The organism is Cupriavidus metallidurans CH34 (assembly GCF_000196015.1).
Lineage (GTDB): Bacteria > Pseudomonadota > Gammaproteobacteria > Burkholderiales > Burkholderiaceae > Cupriavidus > Cupriavidus metallidurans.
Map to the genome: position 1 here is coordinate 3,865,907 of NC_007973.1, position 18,466 is coordinate 3,884,372.

General features: G+C 64.8%; 16 protein-coding genes. 9 read left to right on the forward strand and 7 right to left on the reverse strand.

From position 1 onward, the window contains the following. Positions 1–24: 24 nt before the first annotated feature. Complete coding sequence (gene fmt, locus RMET_RS17905) at positions 25–1,023, reverse strand: methionyl-tRNA formyltransferase (RefSeq protein WP_029306836.1); 999 nt, start codon at positions 1,021–1,023, stop codon at positions 25–27. A gap of 115 nt (positions 1,024–1,138) precedes the next feature. Next, positions 1,139–1,645: a peptide deformylase gene (gene def / locus RMET_RS17910; RefSeq protein WP_011517980.1), complete on the reverse strand. Its 507-nt coding sequence runs from the start codon at positions 1,643–1,645 to the stop codon at positions 1,139–1,141. Between the two features lie 164 nt (positions 1,646–1,809). Here def and RMET_RS17915 point away from each other — a divergent pair, with 164 nt between their 5' ends. The 4 genes from RMET_RS17915 to RMET_RS17930 all read left to right on the forward strand — a co-directional run bounded on the left by RMET_RS17915 (position 1,810) and on the right by RMET_RS17930 (position 7,416). Beyond that, positions 1,810–2,985, forward strand: a complete 1,176-nt coding sequence (locus RMET_RS17915; RefSeq protein WP_029306835.1) for a LysM peptidoglycan-binding domain-containing protein — start codon at positions 1,810–1,812, stop codon at positions 2,983–2,985. A 38-nt stretch (positions 2,986–3,023) separates the two neighbouring features. Continuing rightward, positions 3,024–4,139, forward strand: a complete 1,116-nt coding sequence (dprA, locus tag RMET_RS17920; protein ID WP_011517982.1) for a DNA-processing protein DprA — start codon at positions 3,024–3,026, stop codon at positions 4,137–4,139. Between the two features lie 36 nt (positions 4,140–4,175). Further along, positions 4,176–4,565 carry a thioredoxin family protein gene (locus tag RMET_RS17925; protein ID WP_011517983.1) on the forward strand — a complete coding sequence of 130 codons (390 nt, stop codon included), beginning with the start codon at positions 4,176–4,178 and terminating at the stop codon, positions 4,563–4,565. A gap of 175 nt (positions 4,566–4,740) precedes the next feature. Further along, positions 4,741–7,416, forward strand: a complete 2,676-nt coding sequence (locus RMET_RS17930; RefSeq protein WP_011517984.1) for a DNA topoisomerase III — start codon at positions 4,741–4,743, stop codon at positions 7,414–7,416. A 58-nt stretch (positions 7,417–7,474) separates the two neighbouring features. Here the strand turns inward: RMET_RS17930 and RMET_RS17935 are convergent, their stop codons facing one another. Further along, the gene (locus tag RMET_RS17935; RefSeq protein ID WP_011517985.1) at positions 7,475–8,407 is read right to left on the reverse strand and encodes a LysR family transcriptional regulator; all 933 of its coding nucleotides are present in this window, start codon (positions 8,405–8,407) and stop codon (positions 7,475–7,477) included. Between the two features lie 192 nt (positions 8,408–8,599). Here RMET_RS17935 and RMET_RS17940 point away from each other — a divergent pair, with 192 nt between their 5' ends. Continuing rightward, on the forward strand, positions 8,600–8,848 hold the full coding sequence (locus RMET_RS17940) for a hypothetical protein (RefSeq protein WP_029306831.1): 249 nt from the start codon (positions 8,600–8,602) through the stop codon (positions 8,846–8,848). A 129-nt stretch (positions 8,849–8,977) separates the two neighbouring features. On the opposite strand, the gene RMET_RS17945 is transcribed toward RMET_RS17940, so the two are convergent. The 3 genes from RMET_RS17945 to RMET_RS17955 all read right to left on the reverse strand — a co-directional run bounded on the left by RMET_RS17945 (position 8,978) and on the right by RMET_RS17955 (position 11,943). Then, the gene (locus RMET_RS17945; protein ID WP_008642753.1) at positions 8,978–9,421 is read right to left on the reverse strand and encodes a membrane protein; all 444 of its coding nucleotides are present in this window, start codon (positions 9,419–9,421) and stop codon (positions 8,978–8,980) included. Positions 9,422–9,656: 235 nt separating this feature from the next. After that, on the reverse strand, positions 9,657–9,851 hold the full coding sequence (locus RMET_RS17950; RefSeq protein WP_008642754.1) for a YbdD/YjiX family protein: 195 nt from the start codon (positions 9,849–9,851) through the stop codon (positions 9,657–9,659). 16 nt (positions 9,852–9,867) lie between these two features. Beyond that, positions 9,868–11,943 (reverse strand): carbon starvation CstA family protein, encoded by a 2,076-nt coding sequence (locus RMET_RS17955; protein WP_011517987.1) that lies wholly within the window; start codon positions 11,941–11,943, stop codon positions 9,868–9,870. A gap of 385 nt (positions 11,944–12,328) precedes the next feature. On the opposite strand from RMET_RS17955, the gene RMET_RS17960 reads away from it, so the two are divergent. Together RMET_RS17960 and RMET_RS17965 are read left to right on the forward strand one after the other, a co-directional pair. Next, a complete protein-coding gene (locus RMET_RS17960) occupies positions 12,329–13,717 on the forward strand; it encodes a cache domain-containing protein (protein ID WP_029306830.1) in 1,389 nt (462 codons plus the stop codon). After that, positions 13,714–14,400 carry a response regulator gene (locus RMET_RS17965; protein WP_011517990.1) on the forward strand — a complete coding sequence of 229 codons (687 nt, stop codon included), beginning with the start codon at positions 13,714–13,716 and terminating at the stop codon, positions 14,398–14,400. Before RMET_RS17960 ends, RMET_RS17965 begins: the two co-directional genes overlap by 4 nt. Before the next feature lie 88 nt (positions 14,401–14,488). On the opposite strand, the gene RMET_RS17970 is transcribed toward RMET_RS17965, so the two are convergent. After that, on the reverse strand, positions 14,489–16,345 hold the full coding sequence (locus RMET_RS17970) for a phosphoenolpyruvate carboxykinase (GTP) (RefSeq protein ID WP_011517991.1): 1,857 nt from the start codon (positions 16,343–16,345) through the stop codon (positions 14,489–14,491). Between the two features lie 525 nt (positions 16,346–16,870). Between RMET_RS17970 and RMET_RS17975 the strand changes: the two genes are divergently transcribed. Then, a complete protein-coding gene (locus RMET_RS17975) occupies positions 16,871–17,884 on the forward strand; it encodes a D-2-hydroxyacid dehydrogenase family protein (protein ID WP_008642764.1) in 1,014 nt (337 codons plus the stop codon). A 167-nt stretch (positions 17,885–18,051) separates the two neighbouring features. After that, positions 18,052–18,420 (forward strand): CREC-EF hand family protein, encoded by a 369-nt coding sequence (locus tag RMET_RS17980; RefSeq protein ID WP_011517993.1) that lies wholly within the window; start codon positions 18,052–18,054, stop codon positions 18,418–18,420. Positions 18,421–18,466 lie beyond the last annotated feature (46 nt).

An 18,466-nucleotide genomic window follows, 5' to 3' on the forward strand; every position in this document is an offset into this window, starting at 1 on the left:
GCAGCACTCGCCACGCAGTGCCCGCTAGGCGCCGGCAATCAGGCAGCGCGTTCCCGGTGGCAGCGGCATGGCCTGCAGGAACTGTTGCGCCGGCTGGCGCCGGCCGCCGGGCTTCTGCAGCTCGGTGACCTGCAGGGCGCTGCCATTGCCGCAGGCGATGATCACGCCGGCTGTGTCGGCGGCCAGGATCGTACCCGGGGGATGCGGCAGGCTCGTGGCGGCAGCCAGCGGCAGCGCCTGCCAGCACTTGATGATGGTGTCGCCGACTTGCACCGTGGCGCCCGGGAACGGATTGAAGGCGCGGATCTGGTTCGCCAGTTCGATGGCCGGGCGCGTCAGGTCGAGCGGTGCCTCATCCTTAGCGATCTTTTCCGCGTAGGTGACGCCGGCTTCGGGCTGCGGCGTGGCGGTGAGCGGCTGGCCTGCGGCGAGCTGGCGCAGCGCGTCCACGATCATGCGCCCGCCGAGCGCGGCCAGTGTGTCATGCAGCGTGCCGGTACTGTCCTGGGGGCCGATCGGCGTGGACTCGCGCGACAGCATCGCGCCGGTGTCGAGCCCCTCGTCCATCTGCATCAGCGTGATGCCGGTCTCCGGGTCCCCCGCCTCGATCGCGCGGTGGATCGGCGCGGCGCCGCGCCACCGCGGCAGCAGCGAGGCATGGATATTCAGGCAGCCATGACGCGGCAACTCAAGGACTTCGGTCGGCAGAATCAGCCCGTAGGCGGCCACCACCATCACATCGGGTGCGATTTCCGCGAGCGTGTCGACGGCCGCGCCGGCTTCCTCCGGATACTTGCCCTGGCGGCGCAACGAGCGTGGCTGCAGCACTGGGCCCAGGCCGGCCTCGACGGCAAACTGTTTGACCGGGCTGGCCTGCAATTGCATGCCGCGGCCGGCGGGCCGGTCTGGCTGGGTCAGCACGGCGACCACCGGAAATCCGGCAGCGTGAATGGCCTCAAGGGCGACGCGCGCGAATTCCGGCGTTCCCGCAAAAGCGACGCGCAGTGGCTGGGCTTGGGTCATGACGATATTCCGCAATGAAAACGACACCGGCCGCATAGCGGCCGGGTACGTATGTGTTCTTCGGAAGCTGTAACCTTAGCAGAGGCGTTTCCGCTTCCGCGCGATTGTTACATCCTTACATGCGCGAGCGCACGCGCTTCTGGAGCTTGCTCTTGATGCGTTGGAGCTTGAGTGGCGACAGATATTCCACGAATACCTTGCCGTCGAGGTGATCGATCTCGTGCTGTATACATACAGCGAGCAGATCGTCGGCGTCGAGCTCGAACGCTTCGCCCTTCTCGTCGAGCGCGCGTACCTTGACGCGATCCGGGCGCTCCACGCGGTCATAGACTTCGGGCACCGACAGGCAGCCCTCTTCCCATACCTTGCGGTTCTCGCTGGCCCAAGTGACCTCGGGGTTGATGAACACCATCAACTCGTCGCGGCTCTCGGAAATGTCGATCACGATCACGCGCTCGTGCACGTCCACTTGCGTCGCGGCCAGGCCGATGCCGGGCGCTTCGTACATGGTTTCGGCCATGTCTTTCACGAGCTGGCGGATGCGGTCGTCCACCACCTCCACGGGCTTGGCCACTTTGTGCAGGCGAGGATCGGGGTAGGTGAGGATGTCGAGTTTTGCCATGATGCTCGGGCGCAACGCCGGGTGCTGTCCACGGTCCAGCCGCCGTTGCGGCGACCGGGGTTTCCATGCAGAATCGGGGCGCTAGTACAAAAATTCAAGGCGCGCCGCAGCAGGCACGCTCTACCTAGGGTCAATCCGGTCGTTCTCCCGACCGGTTCAGGAAAATGCGCGATCTTACCAAAGAACAGGCGGCGTCGGGCCGCAGGCTGCACGCGTTCACCCTCGCCATCTTGAGTGTCGCAGGGATCACAACTGGGGCGACCATGGCGGTTCAGGCCGCTGACCTGAGCGTCTCGCCGGTCCAGCTTGCGGAGGCCGATCGCACGGCACAGCAGGGCATCCCCGTTGCCGACCTCTCGCCCAATGCGCCCAGTCAGTATACGGTGCGTTCGGGCGACACGCTTTGGGGCATTTCCGGACAGTACCTGCGCCAGCCCTGGCGCTGGCCCCAGCTGTGGGGCATGAACCGGCAGCAGGTCCACAATCCTCACCTGATCTATCCGGGCCAGATTCTTTATCTGGTCCAGCGCGATGGCCGCGCCTACCTGTCCACCAACCCTCCGGGCGGTGCCAGCGGCGACGTCCGCCTGTCCCCGCGCATTCGCGGGAATGGTGGCGACGGCGAGGCCATCCAGAGCATTGCCTCCAGCGATATCGAGCCGTTCCTGATCCGTCCGCTCGTCGTTGACCAAGGCACGGTGGATACCTCGGCGCGCATCGTCGCTCTGCCCGACGCCCGTGTCTATATGGGGCGCGGTGACATGGCCTACGCGCGTGGCATTGCGCCGGCCGACGCCTCGCTCGGCAGCGACTGGCAGGCATTCCGGCCGGCCAGCCCCGTGCTCGATCCGGTCACCGGCCGGGTAATCGGCTTCGAGGCGGCTTACGAAGGCAGCGTGCGCGTGACGCGCGGACCCGAGGGCCCCAACGCGGTGACCACGGTCCAGGCCACCCAGTCCCTGCAGGAAATCGGTCCGGGATCGCTGCTGCTGCCGCAGCCGCAGCGCGAACTGATCCGCTATGTGCCGCATGCTCCCGATGGTGAAGTCGAGGGACGTGTCGCCGCGGTGTATGGCGGCGTGCGCTATGGCGGCGCCAAGCAGATCGTGGTGCTCAATATTGGCGCCAACGCCGGTCTGGAGCCGGGCCACGTGCTGGCGCTCTCGAGCGATGGCGGCCACGTCGCCGATCCGACCGATGGCAATCGCGCTATCGAGTTGCCCGATGATCGCTACGGTCTCGCGTACGTCTACCGCGTGTTCCCGGGCGTTGCGTACGCGCTGGTGACCGACGCGTCCAACGTGATGAAGGTTGGCGATATCGCCTCGACGCCGCGCTGACCAGGGCGCGTGCCCTGCCACGCGCCGCATCGTTGCCGATGACCGATTCGACTCGCGATCCCGCCGAGGTCGCAGCCTGGCTGCGGCTAACGGCGACGCCGGGCGTCAGCGCACTGGCCGGACGACGCCTGCTGGCGAAGTTCGGCCTGCCGCAGACTGTGCTCGCCCAGAACCTGGCAAGCCTGCGTGAAGTGGTGGATGCCAAGGTGGCGTGTGTATTGAACGCGCCGCTGGATGCCGCCATGTCGGCGTTGATCGACCGGACGGTTGCGTGGTTGGCCGATGCCCGCCATGCCATGGTCACGATGGCCGATGCCGGTTACCCGGCGGGCCTGCTCGATCTGGCCGACCCTCCCCTGCTGCTCTATATCAATGGAGACCCTGCCCGTCTGGCCGGCCCAGCGCTTGGCATGGTCGGCGCGCGCAAGGCGACAACGCAAGGCGCGCGCGATGCCCAGGCATTTGCATCAGCGTTTTCCAATGCCGGATGGACAGTGGTGTCCGGCCTTGCGCTCGGCATCGACGCCGCAGCCCACGCCGGGGCACTTGAGGGGCCGGGCGGCACCGTGGCAGTGATCGGGACGGGCGCCGACATCGTCTACCCGGGCAGGCATCATGCGCTGGCACATCGGATCGTCGACGCGGGCGGTGCCATCGTCAGCGAGTTTGCACTCGGCACGCCCGGGTTGCCGAACCACTTTCCGCGTCGCAACCGTATCATTGCGGCGCTGTCTCGCGGCGTGCTGGTGGTGGAGGCGGCGGAGCGGTCGGGTTCGCTGATTACGGCGCGGCTGGCGTCCGAGATCGGCAGGGAGGTATTCGCGATGCCGGGATCGATCCATGCGGAGCTGGCCCGAGGCTGCCACAAGCTGATCCGTCAGGGGGCCAAGCTGGTCGAGACACCGGCCGACGTGTTCGAGGAGTTCGGCGATCCGGGCGGGGTGGCTTCTGTCGCCCCGGTACCCGTACCCGATTCGGCGCCAGTGCCCGGTGATCCGTTCGGCGCCGCCCTCGCCTATGATCCTGTCACGTTCGATGCGTTGTGCGAGCGGTCTGGTCTCGCGCCGCATATGGCGGCGGCAATGCTTCTGGAGCTTGAGCTTGGGGGAACGGTCGAACGCATGGCCGGCAATCGTTACCGACGTCTGGCATGATCCGCGGTATCGCAACCGTCTCATTTTTTGTGCGCAATGACCGTTTACTTCCCCGAGCGAGATCTCGCAGCCATCCGTCAGGCTCTGGCGGCGCGCCCAGGCGGCCGTCTGGTTGCGTGCCTGTGCGCCGACTGGTGTGGGACCTGCAAGGAATATGTGAGCGGGTTTGCGGCGTTGGCGGCACGCTATCCGGACGACTGTTTTGTCTGGGTCGATATCGAAACCCATGCCGATCGGCTGGGTGAGGACATCGATATCGAAAACTTTCCTACTGTATTGATTCAGCCCATTGCCGGAGGGGCACCGCACTTTTACGGAACGGTGTTGCCCCACCTGGAAGTTCTGGACCGGATGCTGGTGCGTGGCAGTGCGATGCCGGCAACGGCGTCGGAGATTCCTCAAGTGCTCGACTGGTTGCTTGGGTAGGAAGCAGGCCGGCGTTGCGTGGTGCCGCGTTTGGGCGCGGCATCAGCTTGCACCGCCGTCCGAACCGCGCTTATTATTGGCGCCTCAAAGCCCAGCCGTGCTGTTTACATAGTTTGTCGTGAATTTCAAGAGGCGCGAACTGCCCTTGCGCAGTGGTGCCACAAGGACCCGTTGAATGTCTAAAGCCCTCATCATCGCGGAAAAGCCATCGGTCGCCGCCGATATCGCGCGCGCCCTCGGGGGCTTTACCAAGCACGACGAGTATTTCGAGAGCGACGACTACGTGCTGTCCTCGGCCGTCGGTCACTTGGTAGAGATCGCGGCGCCCGACGATTACGAGGTGAAGCGTGGCAAGTGGAGCTTCGCCAATCTGCCGGTGATCCCGCCGCACTTCGATCTGCGCCCGATCGCCAAGACCGAGTCTCGCCTCAAGGTGCTGAACCGCCTGATCAAGCGCAAGGACGTGACCGCGCTGATCAATGCCTGTGACGCGGGGCGCGAAGGGGAACTGATCTTCCGACTGATCGCCCAGCAGGCCAAGGCCAAGCAGCCGGTGCGCCGCCTGTGGCTGCAGTCGATGACGCCGCAGGCCATCCGCGACGGGTTTGCCGCGCTGCGCGAGGACGAGGAAATGCTCCCGCTGGCCGACGCGGCCCGCTGCCGCTCCGAAGCCGACTGGCTGGTCGGCATCAACGGCACGCGTGCCATGACGGCCTTCAACAGCAAGGGCGGCGGCTTTTTCCTGACCACCGTGGGCCGGGTACAGACGCCGACGCTGTCGATCGTGGTCGAGCGCGAGGAGAAGATCAAACACTTCGTCCCCCGCGACTACTGGGAGGTGCGGGCTGAGTTCATCGCCGCCGCGGGCCTCTATGAGGGTCGCTGGTTCGACCCGAAGTTCAAGAAGAACGAATTCGATCCCGAGGCGCGCGACTCGCGCCTGTGGAGCGAGGCGGAAGCCAAGAGCATCGTGGCGGCCTGCCGTGACAAGCAAGGCACGGTCACCGAGGAGTCCAAGCCGTCGACGCAGCAGTCGCCTGCCCTGTTCGACCTGACCACCCTGCAGCGCGAAGCCAACTCGCGCTTTGGATTCTCGGCCAAGAACACGTTGGGCCTGGCGCAGGCGCTGTACGAAAAGCACAAGGTGCTGACGTACCCGCGTACCGATGCGCGCGCGCTGCCGGAGGACTACCTGGACACGGTCAAGCAGACCATGGACATGCTGGCCGACAGCTCGCCGAACTATCTGCCGCACGCGAAGAAAATTCTGTCGAGCGGCTGGGTGAAGCCGAACAAGCGGATCTTCGACAACAGCAAGATCAGCGATCACTTCGCTATCATCCCGACCCTGCAGGCGCCCAAGAACCTGTCCGAGCCCGAGCAGAAGCTGTACGACCTGGTCGTGCGACGCTTCCTGGCGGTGTTCTTCCCGACCGCCGAGTTCCAGGTGACCACGCGGATCACCGAGGTTGCCGGCCACCACTTCAAGACCGAGGGCAAGATCCTGGTCAATCCGGGCTGGCTGGTGATCTACGGCCGCGAGGCGCAGGGCAAGGACGACAAGGACGCCAACCTGGTGCCGGTGCAGAAGGACGAGAAGGTCAAGACCGACAAGGTCGAGTCCGTCGGCCTGACCACGCGCCCGCCGGCCCGCTATAACGAAGCGACGCTGCTGTCGGCCATGGAAGGTGCCGGCAAGCTCGTGGACGACGATGCGCTACGCGAGGCGATGGCAGGCAAGGGCCTGGGCACGCCAGCCACGCGCGCGGCCATCATCGAAGGCTTGCTGGCTGAGAAGTATCTGGTCCGCGAAGGCCGCGAGCTGATTCCCACGGCCAAGGCGTTCCAGCTGATGACGCTGTTGCGCGGGCTGGGCGTGGAGGAACTGACCCAGGCCGAACTGACGGGTGAGTGGGAACACAAGTTGTCGCAGATCGAGCGCGGACGTCTGAAGCGTGACGAGTTCATGCGCGAGATCGCGCAGATGACGCAGCAGATCGTCAAGCGTGCCAAGGAATACGACAACGACACGATTCCAGGCGATTACGCGACGCTCGACACGCCGTGCCCGCAGTGCGGTGGCCAGGTCAAGGAGAACTACCGCCGCTTTGCCTGCACGGCCTGCGAATTCTCGATCAGCAAGATCCCTGGCGGCCGCCAGTTCGAGATCGAGGAAGTCGAGGAACTGCTGCTGAAGAAGGAAATCGGCCCGTTGCAGGGATTCCGCAGCAAGATGGGCCGGCCGTTCGCGGCCATCCTGAAGTTGGCCAAGGATGACGACGGCAACTGGAAGATGGAGTTCGACTTCGGCCAGAACGACGACGAAGGCGATGGCGAACCGGTGGACTTCAGCGAGCAGACCCCGGTCGGCAAGTGTCCGAAGTGCGGTGGCTCGGTCTACGAGCACGGCATGAAGTACGTCTGCGAGAACGCCGTGGGCAGCGCGAAATCGTGCGACTTCACCAGCGGCAAGATCATCCTGCAGCAGGAAATCTCGCGTGAGCAGATCGGCAAGCTGCTGACGGATGGCAAGACCGACCTGCTGACTGGCTTCAAGTCGTCGCGTACCGGCCGCAACTTCAAGGCTTTCCTGGTCAAGCAGCCGGACGGTAAGATCGGGTTCGAGTTCGAGGCGCGTGAACCCAAGGCGGGCGCGGCGGCCAAGACCGCGAAGCCTGCGGCCAAGTCCGCGGCCAAGGCAGAGTCGGCACCGGCAAAGGTAGCCGCCAAGAAGGCGCCGGCGGCGAAGAAGGCCGCCACGAAGACGGCGACAAAGACGGCTGCTACGAAGACGGCTGCTGCCAAGAAGACGCGCGCAACCACAAAGCAGACGGCCGAAGCCGAAGAGTAATCACTTACCTTCTGGCATCACGGGAAGGTAAAACGGCGGGGCGCGAGCCCCGCCGTTTTCACTTTGCCGCGGTCATCTGCGGCTTGTTCTCCGTGTCCACCGCCCGCTGCTGGCTTTCCTCCAGCAGGAAGTCGATGAAGGCCCGGACCTTGGTCGGCAGGAACTTGCGGCTCGGATAGACCACGCTCACGTCGCGGCGCGGCAACTGGTACTGGGGCAGGATATGCGTCAGCCGCCCTGCCTCGATGTTCGGTCGTGCCAGGTACGACGACAGCATCGCGATGCCCATATTGGTCAGCGCCGCCTGGTGCGCCAGTTCGGCATTGCTGCACAGCAGGCCCGGGCGAATCGGTACGGTCACCTCGCCTTCGGGGCCGGACAACGTCCATTCGTGCTCGGCGTTGGGCAGCCGCATCGCGATGGCGCGGTGGTTGGACAGGTCATGCGCGTTGCGCAGCGGCGGGTGTTCGCGCAGATAGCCCGGCGAGGCGCAAAGAATGACTTCGGCGGAGATCAGCGGGCGCGCCACGAGGTGCGAGCCGAGCCCGAGATCGGACAGCATCACGCCTACGTCCCGCCCTTCTTCGACAATGTCGATCATTCGGTCCGAAAGCTGCACGTCGAAGACGACGTCGGGATACAGCTGCTGGAAGCGTTCCAGGATCTGCGGCAGCAGATGCAGGCCGAACATGACTGGGGTGACAAGCCGTAGCGTGCCGGAGAGTGACTGGCTGCGCGCGGCAACGATCGACTCGGCTTCCTCCACGTCTTCGAGGATCTGCGAACAGCGCTGCAGATACGTCTCGCCGGCGTCGGTCAGGGAGAGGCTTCGGGTGGTCCGGTTCAGCAACCGGGTGCCGAGATGGCTTTCCAGATCGGCGACGTAGCGCGTCACGACCGCATTGGACATTTCCAATTGCTGCGCCGCACGGGCAAAACTGCCTAGTTCGACGAGTTTGGCGAAGACGCGCATCGATTGAAGCCGATCCATGACATAGTCTCCCTGTTCACCGGTGAATTTTTACACGATCCGGGTGATTTATTGTTGAAAGCACAACCAATCATTGTGGACGGCGCTATTTATTCATATCAGGGAAATGCCTAATATCGCACCATCTGATGCCGCATTGCAGCACCGGTCCTGGGACCACCGGCATCCTTGAATGTGAAAGAGGATTCCATCATGAAGCGCCAATTCGCCCTGATCGCTGCCCTGACCGTTGCCCTGTCGGCAGCTCCCGCCTTCGCCAAGGCCGGCAAGTTCGATACCTACACCGATGGCGCCCGCGCCAGCAAGTTCGACCCGTACACCGACGGCGCCAAGTCCGGCAAGTTCGACACCTACACCGACGGCGCCAAGAGCGGCAAGTTTGACACGTACACCGATGGCGCCAAGAGCTTCGACGTCTACTCGGACGGCGCCAAGCTCTGATCCCAGCCAGGCATTCCGCAAAAGCCCGTACCCTCACCGGTACGGGCTTTTTGTTTGGGCTTTGGCCGGAGACCGGCCGGACAAAAGAAAACGGGCCCGTTCAGGGCCCGTAGTCTATTCCTTTGTGACTCAGTCGTCGTGGTGGTGGTGACGGTGCTTGCTGCGCTTGTACCCACGGTTGTATCGACGATCATCGTCGTACGAGTTGCTGCGCGACACGTTGCCGCCCAGCGCCGCGCCTGCAGCGCCACCCAGGCCAGCACCAACCAGGCCGCCCGTACGGCCGCCCATGGCGTTGCCGGCCGCGGTACCTGCACCGCCGCCCAGTGCGCCACCAATGATGGCGCCGGTGCGCTCGCGACGGTTCGAAGTGATGGCGCCACCGGCACCACCGCCCACCGCACCACCGATCACGGCGCCGGTGCTACCACCCAGCGCGCCACCCACCGCGGCGCCAGCGACGCCGCCCAGGCCACCGCCCAGTGCGTTGTTCAGATCTCCCCCTGCGAACACCGGCAGCGCAGCTGCCGAAAGGGCAAGGGCCAGAGTCAGGTTGCGAAGAGGACGAGACATCGTTTTTCCTTTATATGGCGGGTATCTGGTTCGAGAGTGTAGAGAAGGAGTCCCCCCGTTGCTGTAACGAGTTGTGAGGCCCTGTAACCCTCTGCAGAAACGGTATCAAGCCGTTAGCAGTCGATGTGCCGGCGCAACGCAATGTGGCCTTGGCGGCGCATGTAGCCACCAATAAAAAAGCGACCCAGCTGGGTCGCCTTGTCTTGCCTGCGCCAGAGGCGTCATGTGAGTCTGGTCAGCAGCACTTTCCCTGTCCGCCACCGTAGCGTGCCTCCTGACGCTCGCGGAAGAATTCCTCGTACGTCATCGGCTCGCGGTCGGGGTGGGTGCTTTCCATATGGGCCACGTAGGTCTGATAGTCGGGCAAGCCGACCATCAGCCGTAGCGACTGGCCCAGGTAACGTCCCATGGTTCCGAGCTGTTCCAGCATGATGGCCTCCAGGTGATCAGTGCGACGCCGCCGAAGCCTGGGCAGGCATCGGCTCGAACGGCGTTTCGCGGTCCGTGCGCTTCGAGATGGCGCGGGCCGACATCGCGGTCTTGAACCCATAGAACACGATCGACAGCACCACGAACATGAACAGCGCGCACAGGCCGGCATCCAGGTAGTCGTTGAAGACGATGCGGTGCATCTGCTCCATCGTCTTGGCCGGAGCCAGTACCTTGCCTTCGGCGATCGCGGCGCTGAACTTCGATGCGTGGGTCAGGAAGCTGACCTTCGGATCGGCGTCGAACAGCTTCTGCCAGCCGGCGGTCAGCGTGCAGATCAGCAGCCAGCAGGTCGGCAGCAGCGTTACCCAGGCGTACTGCCCGCGCTTCATCTTGACCAGCACGCAGGTGCCCAGCACCAGCGCCACGGCTGCCAGCATCTGGTTGGAGATACCGAACAGCGGCCACAGCGTGTTGATGCCGCCCAGCGGATCGACCACGCCCTGGTACAGGAAGTAGCCCCAGGCCGCCACTGTCAGCGCGGTGGCGATCAGGTTGGCCGGCAGCGAGTCGGTACGCTGCAGGGACGGCACGAAGCTGCCCAGCAGATCCTGCAGCATGAAGCGGCCGGCACGGGTGCCCGCGTCCACGGCGGTCAGGATGAACAGCGCCTCGAACAGGATCGCGAAGTGGTACCAGAAGGCCATCATGGCCTGGCCACCCACCACCTGATGCAGGATGTGGGCGATGCCGACGGCCAGCGTCGGTGCGCCACCGGCGCGCGAGATGATCGTGTTCTCGCCCACGTCCTTGGCGGTCTGGATCAGCACGTCCGGCGTGATCACGAAGCCCCAGGTGGAGACCACGTGCGCCACGGCTTCCGGCGTGTTGCCGATCACGGCCGCCGGGCTGTTCATCGCGAAGTACACGCCCGGCTCGATCACCGAGGCGGCCACCAGCGCCATGATGGCGACGAACGACTCGGCCAGCATCGCGCCGTAGCCAATGAAGCGCGCGTGCGATTCATTTTCCAGCAGCTTCGGCGTGGTGCCCGACGAGATCAGCGCGTGGAAGCCCGAAACGGCGCCGCAGGCGATCGTGATGAAGAGGAACGGGAACAGGTTGCCCGACCACACCGGGCCGCCACCTTGGGCGAACTGCGTGAACGCCGGCATCTTCAGTTCCGGCGCGACGATCAGGATGCCGATGGCCAGTGCGATGATCGTGCCGATCTTCAGGAAGGTCGACAGGTAGTCACGCGGGGCCAGCAGCAGCCACACCGGCAGCACGGCGGCGATGAAGCCGTAGATGATCAGCATCCATGTCAGGGCCTTGCCGTCGTACGTGAACAGCGGTGCCAGCACGGCGCTTTCATGTACGTACTGGCCGCCGATGATGGCGAGCATCAGCAGCACGAAGCCGATGACCGACACTTCGCCGATGCGGCCGGGACGGATGTAGCGCGTGTAGATGCCCATGAACAGCGCGATGGGAATCGTCACCGCCACGGTGAAGGTGCCCCACGGCGAGCCGGCCAGTGCCTTCACCACGATCAGCGCCAGCACGGCCAGGATGATGATCATGATCATGAAGCAGCCGAACAGGGCGATCATGCCCGGCACGGTGCCCATCTCGGACTTGACCAGGTCGCCCAGCGAACGGCCGTCGCGGCGCGTTGAGATGAACAGGATCATGAAATCCTGCACCGCACCGGCGAATACCACGCCGGCCAGAATCCACAACATGCCCGGCATATAGCCCATTTGCGCGGCCAGCACGGGGCCCACCAGCGGCCCGGCGCCGGCGATGGCGGCGAAATGGTGGCCGAACAGCACCGCCTTGTTGGTCGGCACGTAGTCCAGGCCATCGTTGTGGCGCCAGGCGGGCGTCATGCGATTGGGGTCGAGCTGCATCACCTTGTCGGCGATGAAGCGGCTGTAGTAGCGGTAGGCGATCAGGTAGATGCAGAGCGCGGCAACCACGATCCACAGGGCACTGACGGCCTCGCCGCGCGACAGCGCGACAGTGGCGAAGGCGAAGGCGCCGAGCACGGCGACGGCCAGCCACAACAGGTGTTGTCCGATGCGATTCATTTGAAGGGTCTCCTCAGACCGACTGAAAAGGCCTGCGGCGACGGGAGGCGGGCAGCGGGGGCGTGCCGGATGGCGGCCGCCGACGATCGCTTGGAAGATTGCCTCCTGGATGTCCGCGGCGCCCGGTCTGTTCTCGTCTGATCCGGATCTTGTCGTGCAGGTGGTCAGTGCGTCCGGCAGCGAGATCAGCGAGATTCGCGTGGATCGAGGCGCACCAATTGCGTCAGATCGCGCCAAGGGCGGAGCCCCGGGACAATCCGGCGTGTAGTATTGACACCCGCCCAGGCCGCCACAAGCGCGGAACTACGCAACGCACCTGCGTAGTAGTGCGTAGATCGACGGTTTCATGCGGTCTTCCCGGCATCGGTGTTTACCCCCGGTTCAGATGAAACTCCGCCAAAAGATACTTTTGCTTGCCGTGGCGCCGCTGGCCGTTGCCATGCTCGGCATCGCGCTGGCCGTCCGTTTCCAGGCCACTGCGCTGGTCCGGCACGAGCGCATGCTGGTGGAGGCCGCCTACCTGCAAAGCAAGGAAACCGAGCTGCGCCACTACGTAGAGCTGGCGCAAAGCGCGATCGCACCGATGGTCAAATCCGGCCGCACGGACGAGGCCACCCGGCAGGCCGCCATGGACGCGCTGGCCCGGCTCGATTACGGCCGCGACGGCTATTTCTTCCTGTATGACCTGCAGGGGCGCAACCTGATGCACCCGCGCCAGCCCGAACTCGTGGGCCAGGACCTGTGGCTGCTGCGTGATCCCGAAGGGGCACTGACGATCCAGAAGCTGGTGGCTGCCGCCAAGGCGGGCGGTGGCTCGGTGCGTTATCTGTGGAAAAAGCCGTCCTCGCAGCAGGTGGCGCCCAAGCTGGGCTATGTGGTGGCCGTGCCGGCCTGGAACTGGATGCTTGGCACCGGCATTTATCTTGACGACGTGGAGCAGACGCTGCGCCAGCTCGACGCGCGCGCCGAGACCGACATCCGCGAAACCATGGCCTGGATCGGCGTCATCGCCGCCATCAGTATCCTGCTGGTGGCCGCCAGCGGCCTGGCGCTCAACGTCAGCGAGCACCGTGAGGCCGATGCCAAGCTGCGGCAGCTTGCCCAGCGTGTGGTGCAGTCGCAGGAAGAGGAACGCGCGCGATTGTCCCGTGAGCTCCATGACGGCATCAGCCAGTTGCTGGTGTCGGTCAAGCTGGTGCTCGAAGCCGCGACGAACCGCATCCGCCTGGCCCCGACCGAGGGGGCGTCGGTGGCGCCGATCCTTGGCATGGCGCTGAACCGGCTCGATTCCGTATTCAATGAAGTGCGCCGTGTGGCGCGCAACCTGCGCCCCGCCCTGCTCGACGATCTTGGCCTGTACGCCGCGCTTCAGCATCTGGCGCGCGAGATGCAGGCCGGCAGCACGCTGACGATCAACGTGACGCAGACTGGCAAGCCGCGTTCGCTGGCCGACGAGCCGGCGACCGCGCTGTTCCGGATTGCGCAGGAGGCGCTGACCAATGTCGAGCGCCACGCCCATGCCACGCGCGTCGACGTGACACTCGACTTTGCCGACCGTGCCACGCGCCTGACGGTGCGGGATAACGGCACGGGGTTTGACGTGGCCCGCATGCAGGTCGATCCGAGCCGCGGCATCGGCCTGCGCAACCTGCGCGAGCGGGTAGCCGCGCTGGGCGGAAGTTTCGAAATCCTCTCCGCTCCCACCGGCACGCTGCTCACCGCTTCTCTGCCCACCGCTCCGCAGCCCTTTTCCCCCGAGACTTCGCAGTCATGACCGCACCCCACGACGCCGATCCGGCCGTCACCACCTCCTCCGCCGCACGCGTATTGCTGATCGACGATCACGCACTGGTGCGCGACGGCATGCGTATGCACCTGACGCTGCAGCCGGGGCTGGAAGTGGTCGGGGAAGCCGACGATGGCGAGGCCGCGCTGGCGTGGCTGGCGGCGGCCGAAGCCGGACGCATGCCGGACCTCGTGATCACCGACATCGGCATGCGCGGCATGGGCGGTATTGCCCTGGCGGGCGCCCTGCACGATCGCTACCCGGAACTGGCAGTGCTGATCGTGTCGATGCACGACAACCTGGAATACGTGCGCCAGGCGATCCGCGCGGGCGCGCGCGGCTACGTACTCAAGGACGCGCCAGCCGATGAGTTACTGGCGGCGATCCAGGCAGTGCTGGCGGGACGCGTGTTCTACAGCGCCCGCATCGCGCGTGGCATGGCGGCGCAGGCTGTGAGTCCGCTCGACGCGCTGACACCGCGCGAACGCGACATTCTTCACGGGATCGGACGCGGACAGGCCAACAAGGACATCGCGGTGCAACTCGGCGTATCGGTGCGCACGGTGGAAACCCACCGCCTCAACCTGAAACGCAAGCTTGGCATCGAGGGCCGGGCGGAACTGGTGAAGTATGCGGTGCAACAGCTTGGGCTGGATGTCGAGGGTGGCTGAGGGGCAGTTCACGAGAAAACGATAGCCCAAACAAAAAAACGCCGAACGGCGGCAAGCCGTTCGGCGTTTTTCCTTAACGCGGGAAGACTCAGGCCGACAGGCGCTTGGCCAGTGCGTCCTTGGTTTCCGCCAGCGCTTGCGGCAGGTTGTGCTTGAGCTGCGTGAACAGTTCGTCGTGCAGCGCCAGTTCCTTTTGCCATGCGTCACGGTCGATCGACGTGACCTGGGTGAATTGCTCGGCGGTGAAGGCCAGGCCGTTCCAGTTCAGGTCCGTGTAGCGCGGCGACGTGCCGAACACGTGCTCGGCGCCTTCGCCACGGCCTTCCACGCGGTCGATCATCCACGACAGCACGCGCATGTTCTCGCCAAAGCCCGGCCACACGAAGTTGCCGTCGGCGTCCTTGCGGAACCAGTTCACGCAGTAGATGCGCGGCAGCTTGGCACCGGCGGCTTCGAGCTTCTTGCCCAACGCCAGCCAGTGGCCGAAGTAGTCGCTCATGTTGTAGCCGCAGAACGGCAGCATCGCGAACGGATCGCGGCGGACCACGCCTTGCTGGCCGGCAGCGGCGGCGGTGGTTTCCGAACCCATCGTGGCGGCCATGTAGACGCCTTCGGTCCAGTTGCGGGCTTCGGTCACCAGTGGCACGGTGGAGCTGCGGCGGCCGCCGAAGATGAATGCATCGATGGCCACGCCAGCCGGGTTGTCCCAGTTGTCGTCGATCGACGGGCATTGCGAGGCCGGCGCGGTGAAGCGGGCGTTCGGGTGGGCAGCCTTGGCGCCGGTCGACTTGGCGATCTCGGGCGTCCAGTCCTTGCCCTGCCAGTCGATCAGGTGCGCCGGGGCTTCCTTCGTCATGCCTTCCCACCACACGTCGCCGTCGTCGGTCAGTGCCACGTTGGTGAAGATGACGTTTTCCTTGAGCGTCGCCATCGCGTTGAAGTTGGTCTTCTCGCTCGTGCCCGGGGCCACGCCGAAGTAGCCGGCTTCCGGGTTGATGGCGTACAGGCGGCCGTCCTTGCCTGGCTTGATCCAGGCGATGTCGTCACCGATCGTCGTGACCTTCCAGCCCTCGAAGCCCTTGGGCGGGATCAGCATGGCGAAGTTGGTCTTGCCGCAGGCCGACGGGAACGCGGCAGCCACGTGGTACTTCTTGCCTTCCGGCGAGGTCACGCCGAGGATCAGCATGTGCTCGGCCAGCCAGCCTTCGTCGCGGCCCATCGTCGAGGCGATCCGCAGTGCGAAGCACTTCTTGCCCAGCAGCGCATTGCCGCCGTAGCCCGAACCGAACGACCAGATTTCGCGCGTCTCGGGGAAGTGCACGATGTACTTGGTCGGATTGCACGGCCATGCCACGTCCTTCTCGCCGGCGGCCAGAGGCTTGCCCACGGTATGCACGCACGGCACGAACTCGCCGTCGGCACCCAGCACGTCGTACACGGCGCGGCCCATGCGGGTCATGATGCGCATGTTCACGGCGACGTACGGCGAATCGGACAGCTCGACGCCGATGTGGGCGATCGGCGAACCCAGCGGGCCCATCGAGAACGGCACCACGTACAGGGTGCGGCCACGCATGCAGCCGTCGAACAGGCCGTTCAGCGTCTGGCGCATTTCGGCCGGTGCGGTCCAGTTGTTGGTCGGGCCGGCGTCTTCCTGCTTCTGCGAGCAGATGAAAGTGCGGTCTTCGACACGTGCCACATCGGAGGGATCCGACAGGGCCAGGAACGAGTTCTTGCGCTTGGCCGGGTTCAGGCGGCGCATCGTGCCGGCGGCGACCATCTGCTCGCACAGGCGGTCATATTCTTCCTGCGAGCCATCGCACCAGTAGACCTGGTCGGGCTTGGTCAATGCGGCGATGTCGGCAACCCAGGCGACCAGTTTCTGGTTCTTGACCCAAGCCGGCACGTTCAGTGCCGGAGTGCCTTGCATTGTGGGGTGGTTCATACTGCGACTCCAAAGCGAAAAAGAAATCGTGCAATGTCCGAGCGGCGGTTCGCGGATGAGCGGGCCGGGAAAGTCGGGGCCGGGCCGGCTGCCTGCCTTGTTTGGCATGGCGCACTTGCCTTCTGACCGTGACATCCCGTTACAACTCGGCGGCGACCAAATTCTTTCAAATGGTCGCGAGGGGCCCTGTTGCTGCGATACAGTTGCGCTTCGCCTGCTTTTGGCGGGCGACAGGGGCCGGGCGGGCATTGTCCGGCGACGAACGGGGTGTGGGAGCGTAGCTCAACCGCACTGTGCGCGTCGCGGGAGCGGGCAAGGATACCATTGCACGGATCACCTGTTTTTTGCTGCGCAACATTGTTATCTCAGCCGAGATGCCTTTTCGCCACCGCCGCGGGTCGTCGCGGACACGGTTGGGGACGATGATGTCCGCTTTCAATGTTGTGTCAGGAAATCCAACAATACTGTCGGTTGCGCACTGATTCTGTGGCCGTGCGCACCGAGCCCGAGGTCAAAGAGTCACCAATGAAGATTGCAGTTCTCGACGATTACCAGGACGCCGTGCGCAAGCTGCCCTGCTTTGCGCTGCTCGAAGGCCATGACGTCAAGGTCTTCAACAACACCGTGAAGGGCGTGGGCCAATTGGCAGCGCGCCTCTCGGATGTCGAGGCATTGGTGCTGATTCGCGAGCGCACCCGTGTGACGCGTCAGCTACTCGAGAAGCTGCCCAAGCTCAGGATCATCAGCCAGACCGGCCGGGCGGGGAACCATGTCGACATCGAGGCCTGTACCGAGCGCGGCGTGGTCGTGCTGGAAGGCGTCGGTTCTCCCGTGGCGCCCGCCGAGCTGACCTGGGCGCTGATCATGGCGGCCCAGCGCCGCATTCCCCAGTACGTTGCCAGCCTCAAGCACGGCGCCTGGCAGCAGTCGGGCCTGAAATCGACCACGATGCCGCCGAACTTCGGCCTTGGGCAGGTCCTGCGCGGACAGACGCTCGGCATCTGGGGCTATGGCAAGATCGGCCGCCTGCTGGCGGGCTACGGCCGCGCCTTTGGCATGAACGTGCTGGTCTGGGGCCGCGAGGCTTCGCAGCAGGGCGCCCGGGAGGCTGGCCTTAACGTGGCGGAATCGGTCGAACAGCTGTTTGCCGACTCCGACGTGCTGTCGCTGCACCTGCGCCTGAACGACGAGACGCGCGGCATCGTCAAGCTGGCCGACCTGCAGCGCATGAAGCCCACATCGTTGTTTGTGAACACCAGCCGCGCCGAGCTGATCGAGGAAAACGCGCTGGTCGCCGCGCTGAATCGCGGACGTCCGGGCATGGCCGCCATCGACGTGTTCGAGTCCGAGCCGATCCTGCAGGGTCATGCCCTGCTGCGCATGGAGAACTGCATCTGCACGCCGCACCTGGGCTATGTGGAGCGCGAAAGCTACGAACTCTACTTCCGCGCGGCGTTCCAGAACATCCTTGATGTGCTGGCCGGCAAGCACGACAGCATCGCCAATCCCAAGGCACTCACCCCCACGCTTGCACGCTGACTCGAGCGCTGACTTCAGTCAAGTCACATTCTGACGTCGTGAAATGATGTTTGGAGCGCAGGGCGCGCGTGACTATTATTCCTCTTGGTCGCCTGCTTTCGGCGGGCGGTCCTGACATTGCCAGAGCAGGCAATGCTGAACCGTAAATTTCAGGAGGAGAGGGAAAAATGACTGTCCGTACACCTGTAGTTGGTTTGGCCGTAGCCGTAACACTGGCGCTCGCTGCTTTCGGGGCGAACGCTCAGCAGACACAGCAGCCCGCAGCGCAACCGGCGACGGGGTCCGCCGAGGTTCCTCCGATGCCGCCAACCTCCCAGGCCAAGGCCATGATTTCCGAGAAGTTCAAGGCCGCGGACACCAACCATGACGGCAAGCTGACCCGCGACGAGGCCAAGGCCGGCATGCCGGAGGTCTACAAGCGCTTCTCTCAAATCGATGTGAAGAAGAAGGGCTACGTCACCGAGCGTCAGATCGGTGCCTACTGGCATTCGAAGACCGCCGAGCAGATGCAGAAGGAAAATCCCATCTGGAACTGAGCGTTCGAGCGCTTCCCGGACCCGCGCCATGAGGCATGGCGCGACG

Excerpts from the sequence above, each read along its gene's own strand:
- fmt (WP_029306836.1), bottom strand. The coding sequence starts at position 1,023 with ATGACCCAAGCCCAGCCACTGCGCGTCGCTTTTGCGGGAACGCCGGAA.
- def (WP_011517980.1), bottom strand. The coding sequence starts at position 1,645 with ATGGCAAAACTCGACATCCTCACCTACCCCGATCCTCGCCTGCACAAA.
- RMET_RS17915 (WP_029306835.1), top strand. The coding sequence starts at position 1,810 with ATGCGCGATCTTACCAAAGAACAGGCGGCGTCGGGCCGCAGGCTGCAC.
- dprA (WP_011517982.1), top strand. The coding sequence starts at position 3,024 with ATGACCGATTCGACTCGCGATCCCGCCGAGGTCGCAGCCTGGCTGCGG.
- RMET_RS17925 (WP_011517983.1), top strand. The coding sequence starts at position 4,176 with ATGACCGTTTACTTCCCCGAGCGAGATCTCGCAGCCATCCGTCAGGCT.
- RMET_RS17930 (WP_011517984.1), top strand. The coding sequence starts at position 4,741 with ATGTCTAAAGCCCTCATCATCGCGGAAAAGCCATCGGTCGCCGCCGAT.
- RMET_RS17935 (WP_011517985.1), bottom strand. The coding sequence starts at position 8,407 with ATGGATCGGCTTCAATCGATGCGCGTCTTCGCCAAACTCGTCGAACTA.
- RMET_RS17940 (WP_029306831.1), top strand. The coding sequence starts at position 8,600 with ATGAAGCGCCAATTCGCCCTGATCGCTGCCCTGACCGTTGCCCTGTCG.
- RMET_RS17945 (WP_008642753.1), bottom strand. The coding sequence starts at position 9,421 with ATGTCTCGTCCTCTTCGCAACCTGACTCTGGCCCTTGCCCTTTCGGCA.
- RMET_RS17950 (WP_008642754.1), bottom strand. The coding sequence starts at position 9,851 with ATGCTGGAACAGCTCGGAACCATGGGACGTTACCTGGGCCAGTCGCTA.
- RMET_RS17955 (WP_011517987.1), bottom strand. The coding sequence starts at position 11,943 with ATGAATCGCATCGGACAACACCTGTTGTGGCTGGCCGTCGCCGTGCTC.
- RMET_RS17960 (WP_029306830.1), top strand. The coding sequence starts at position 12,329 with ATGAAACTCCGCCAAAAGATACTTTTGCTTGCCGTGGCGCCGCTGGCC.
- RMET_RS17965 (WP_011517990.1), top strand. The coding sequence starts at position 13,714 with ATGACCGCACCCCACGACGCCGATCCGGCCGTCACCACCTCCTCCGCC.
- RMET_RS17970 (WP_011517991.1), bottom strand. The coding sequence starts at position 16,345 with ATGAACCACCCCACAATGCAAGGCACTCCGGCACTGAACGTGCCGGCT.
- RMET_RS17975 (WP_008642764.1), top strand. The coding sequence starts at position 16,871 with ATGAAGATTGCAGTTCTCGACGATTACCAGGACGCCGTGCGCAAGCTG.
- RMET_RS17980 (WP_011517993.1), top strand. The coding sequence starts at position 18,052 with ATGACTGTCCGTACACCTGTAGTTGGTTTGGCCGTAGCCGTAACACTG.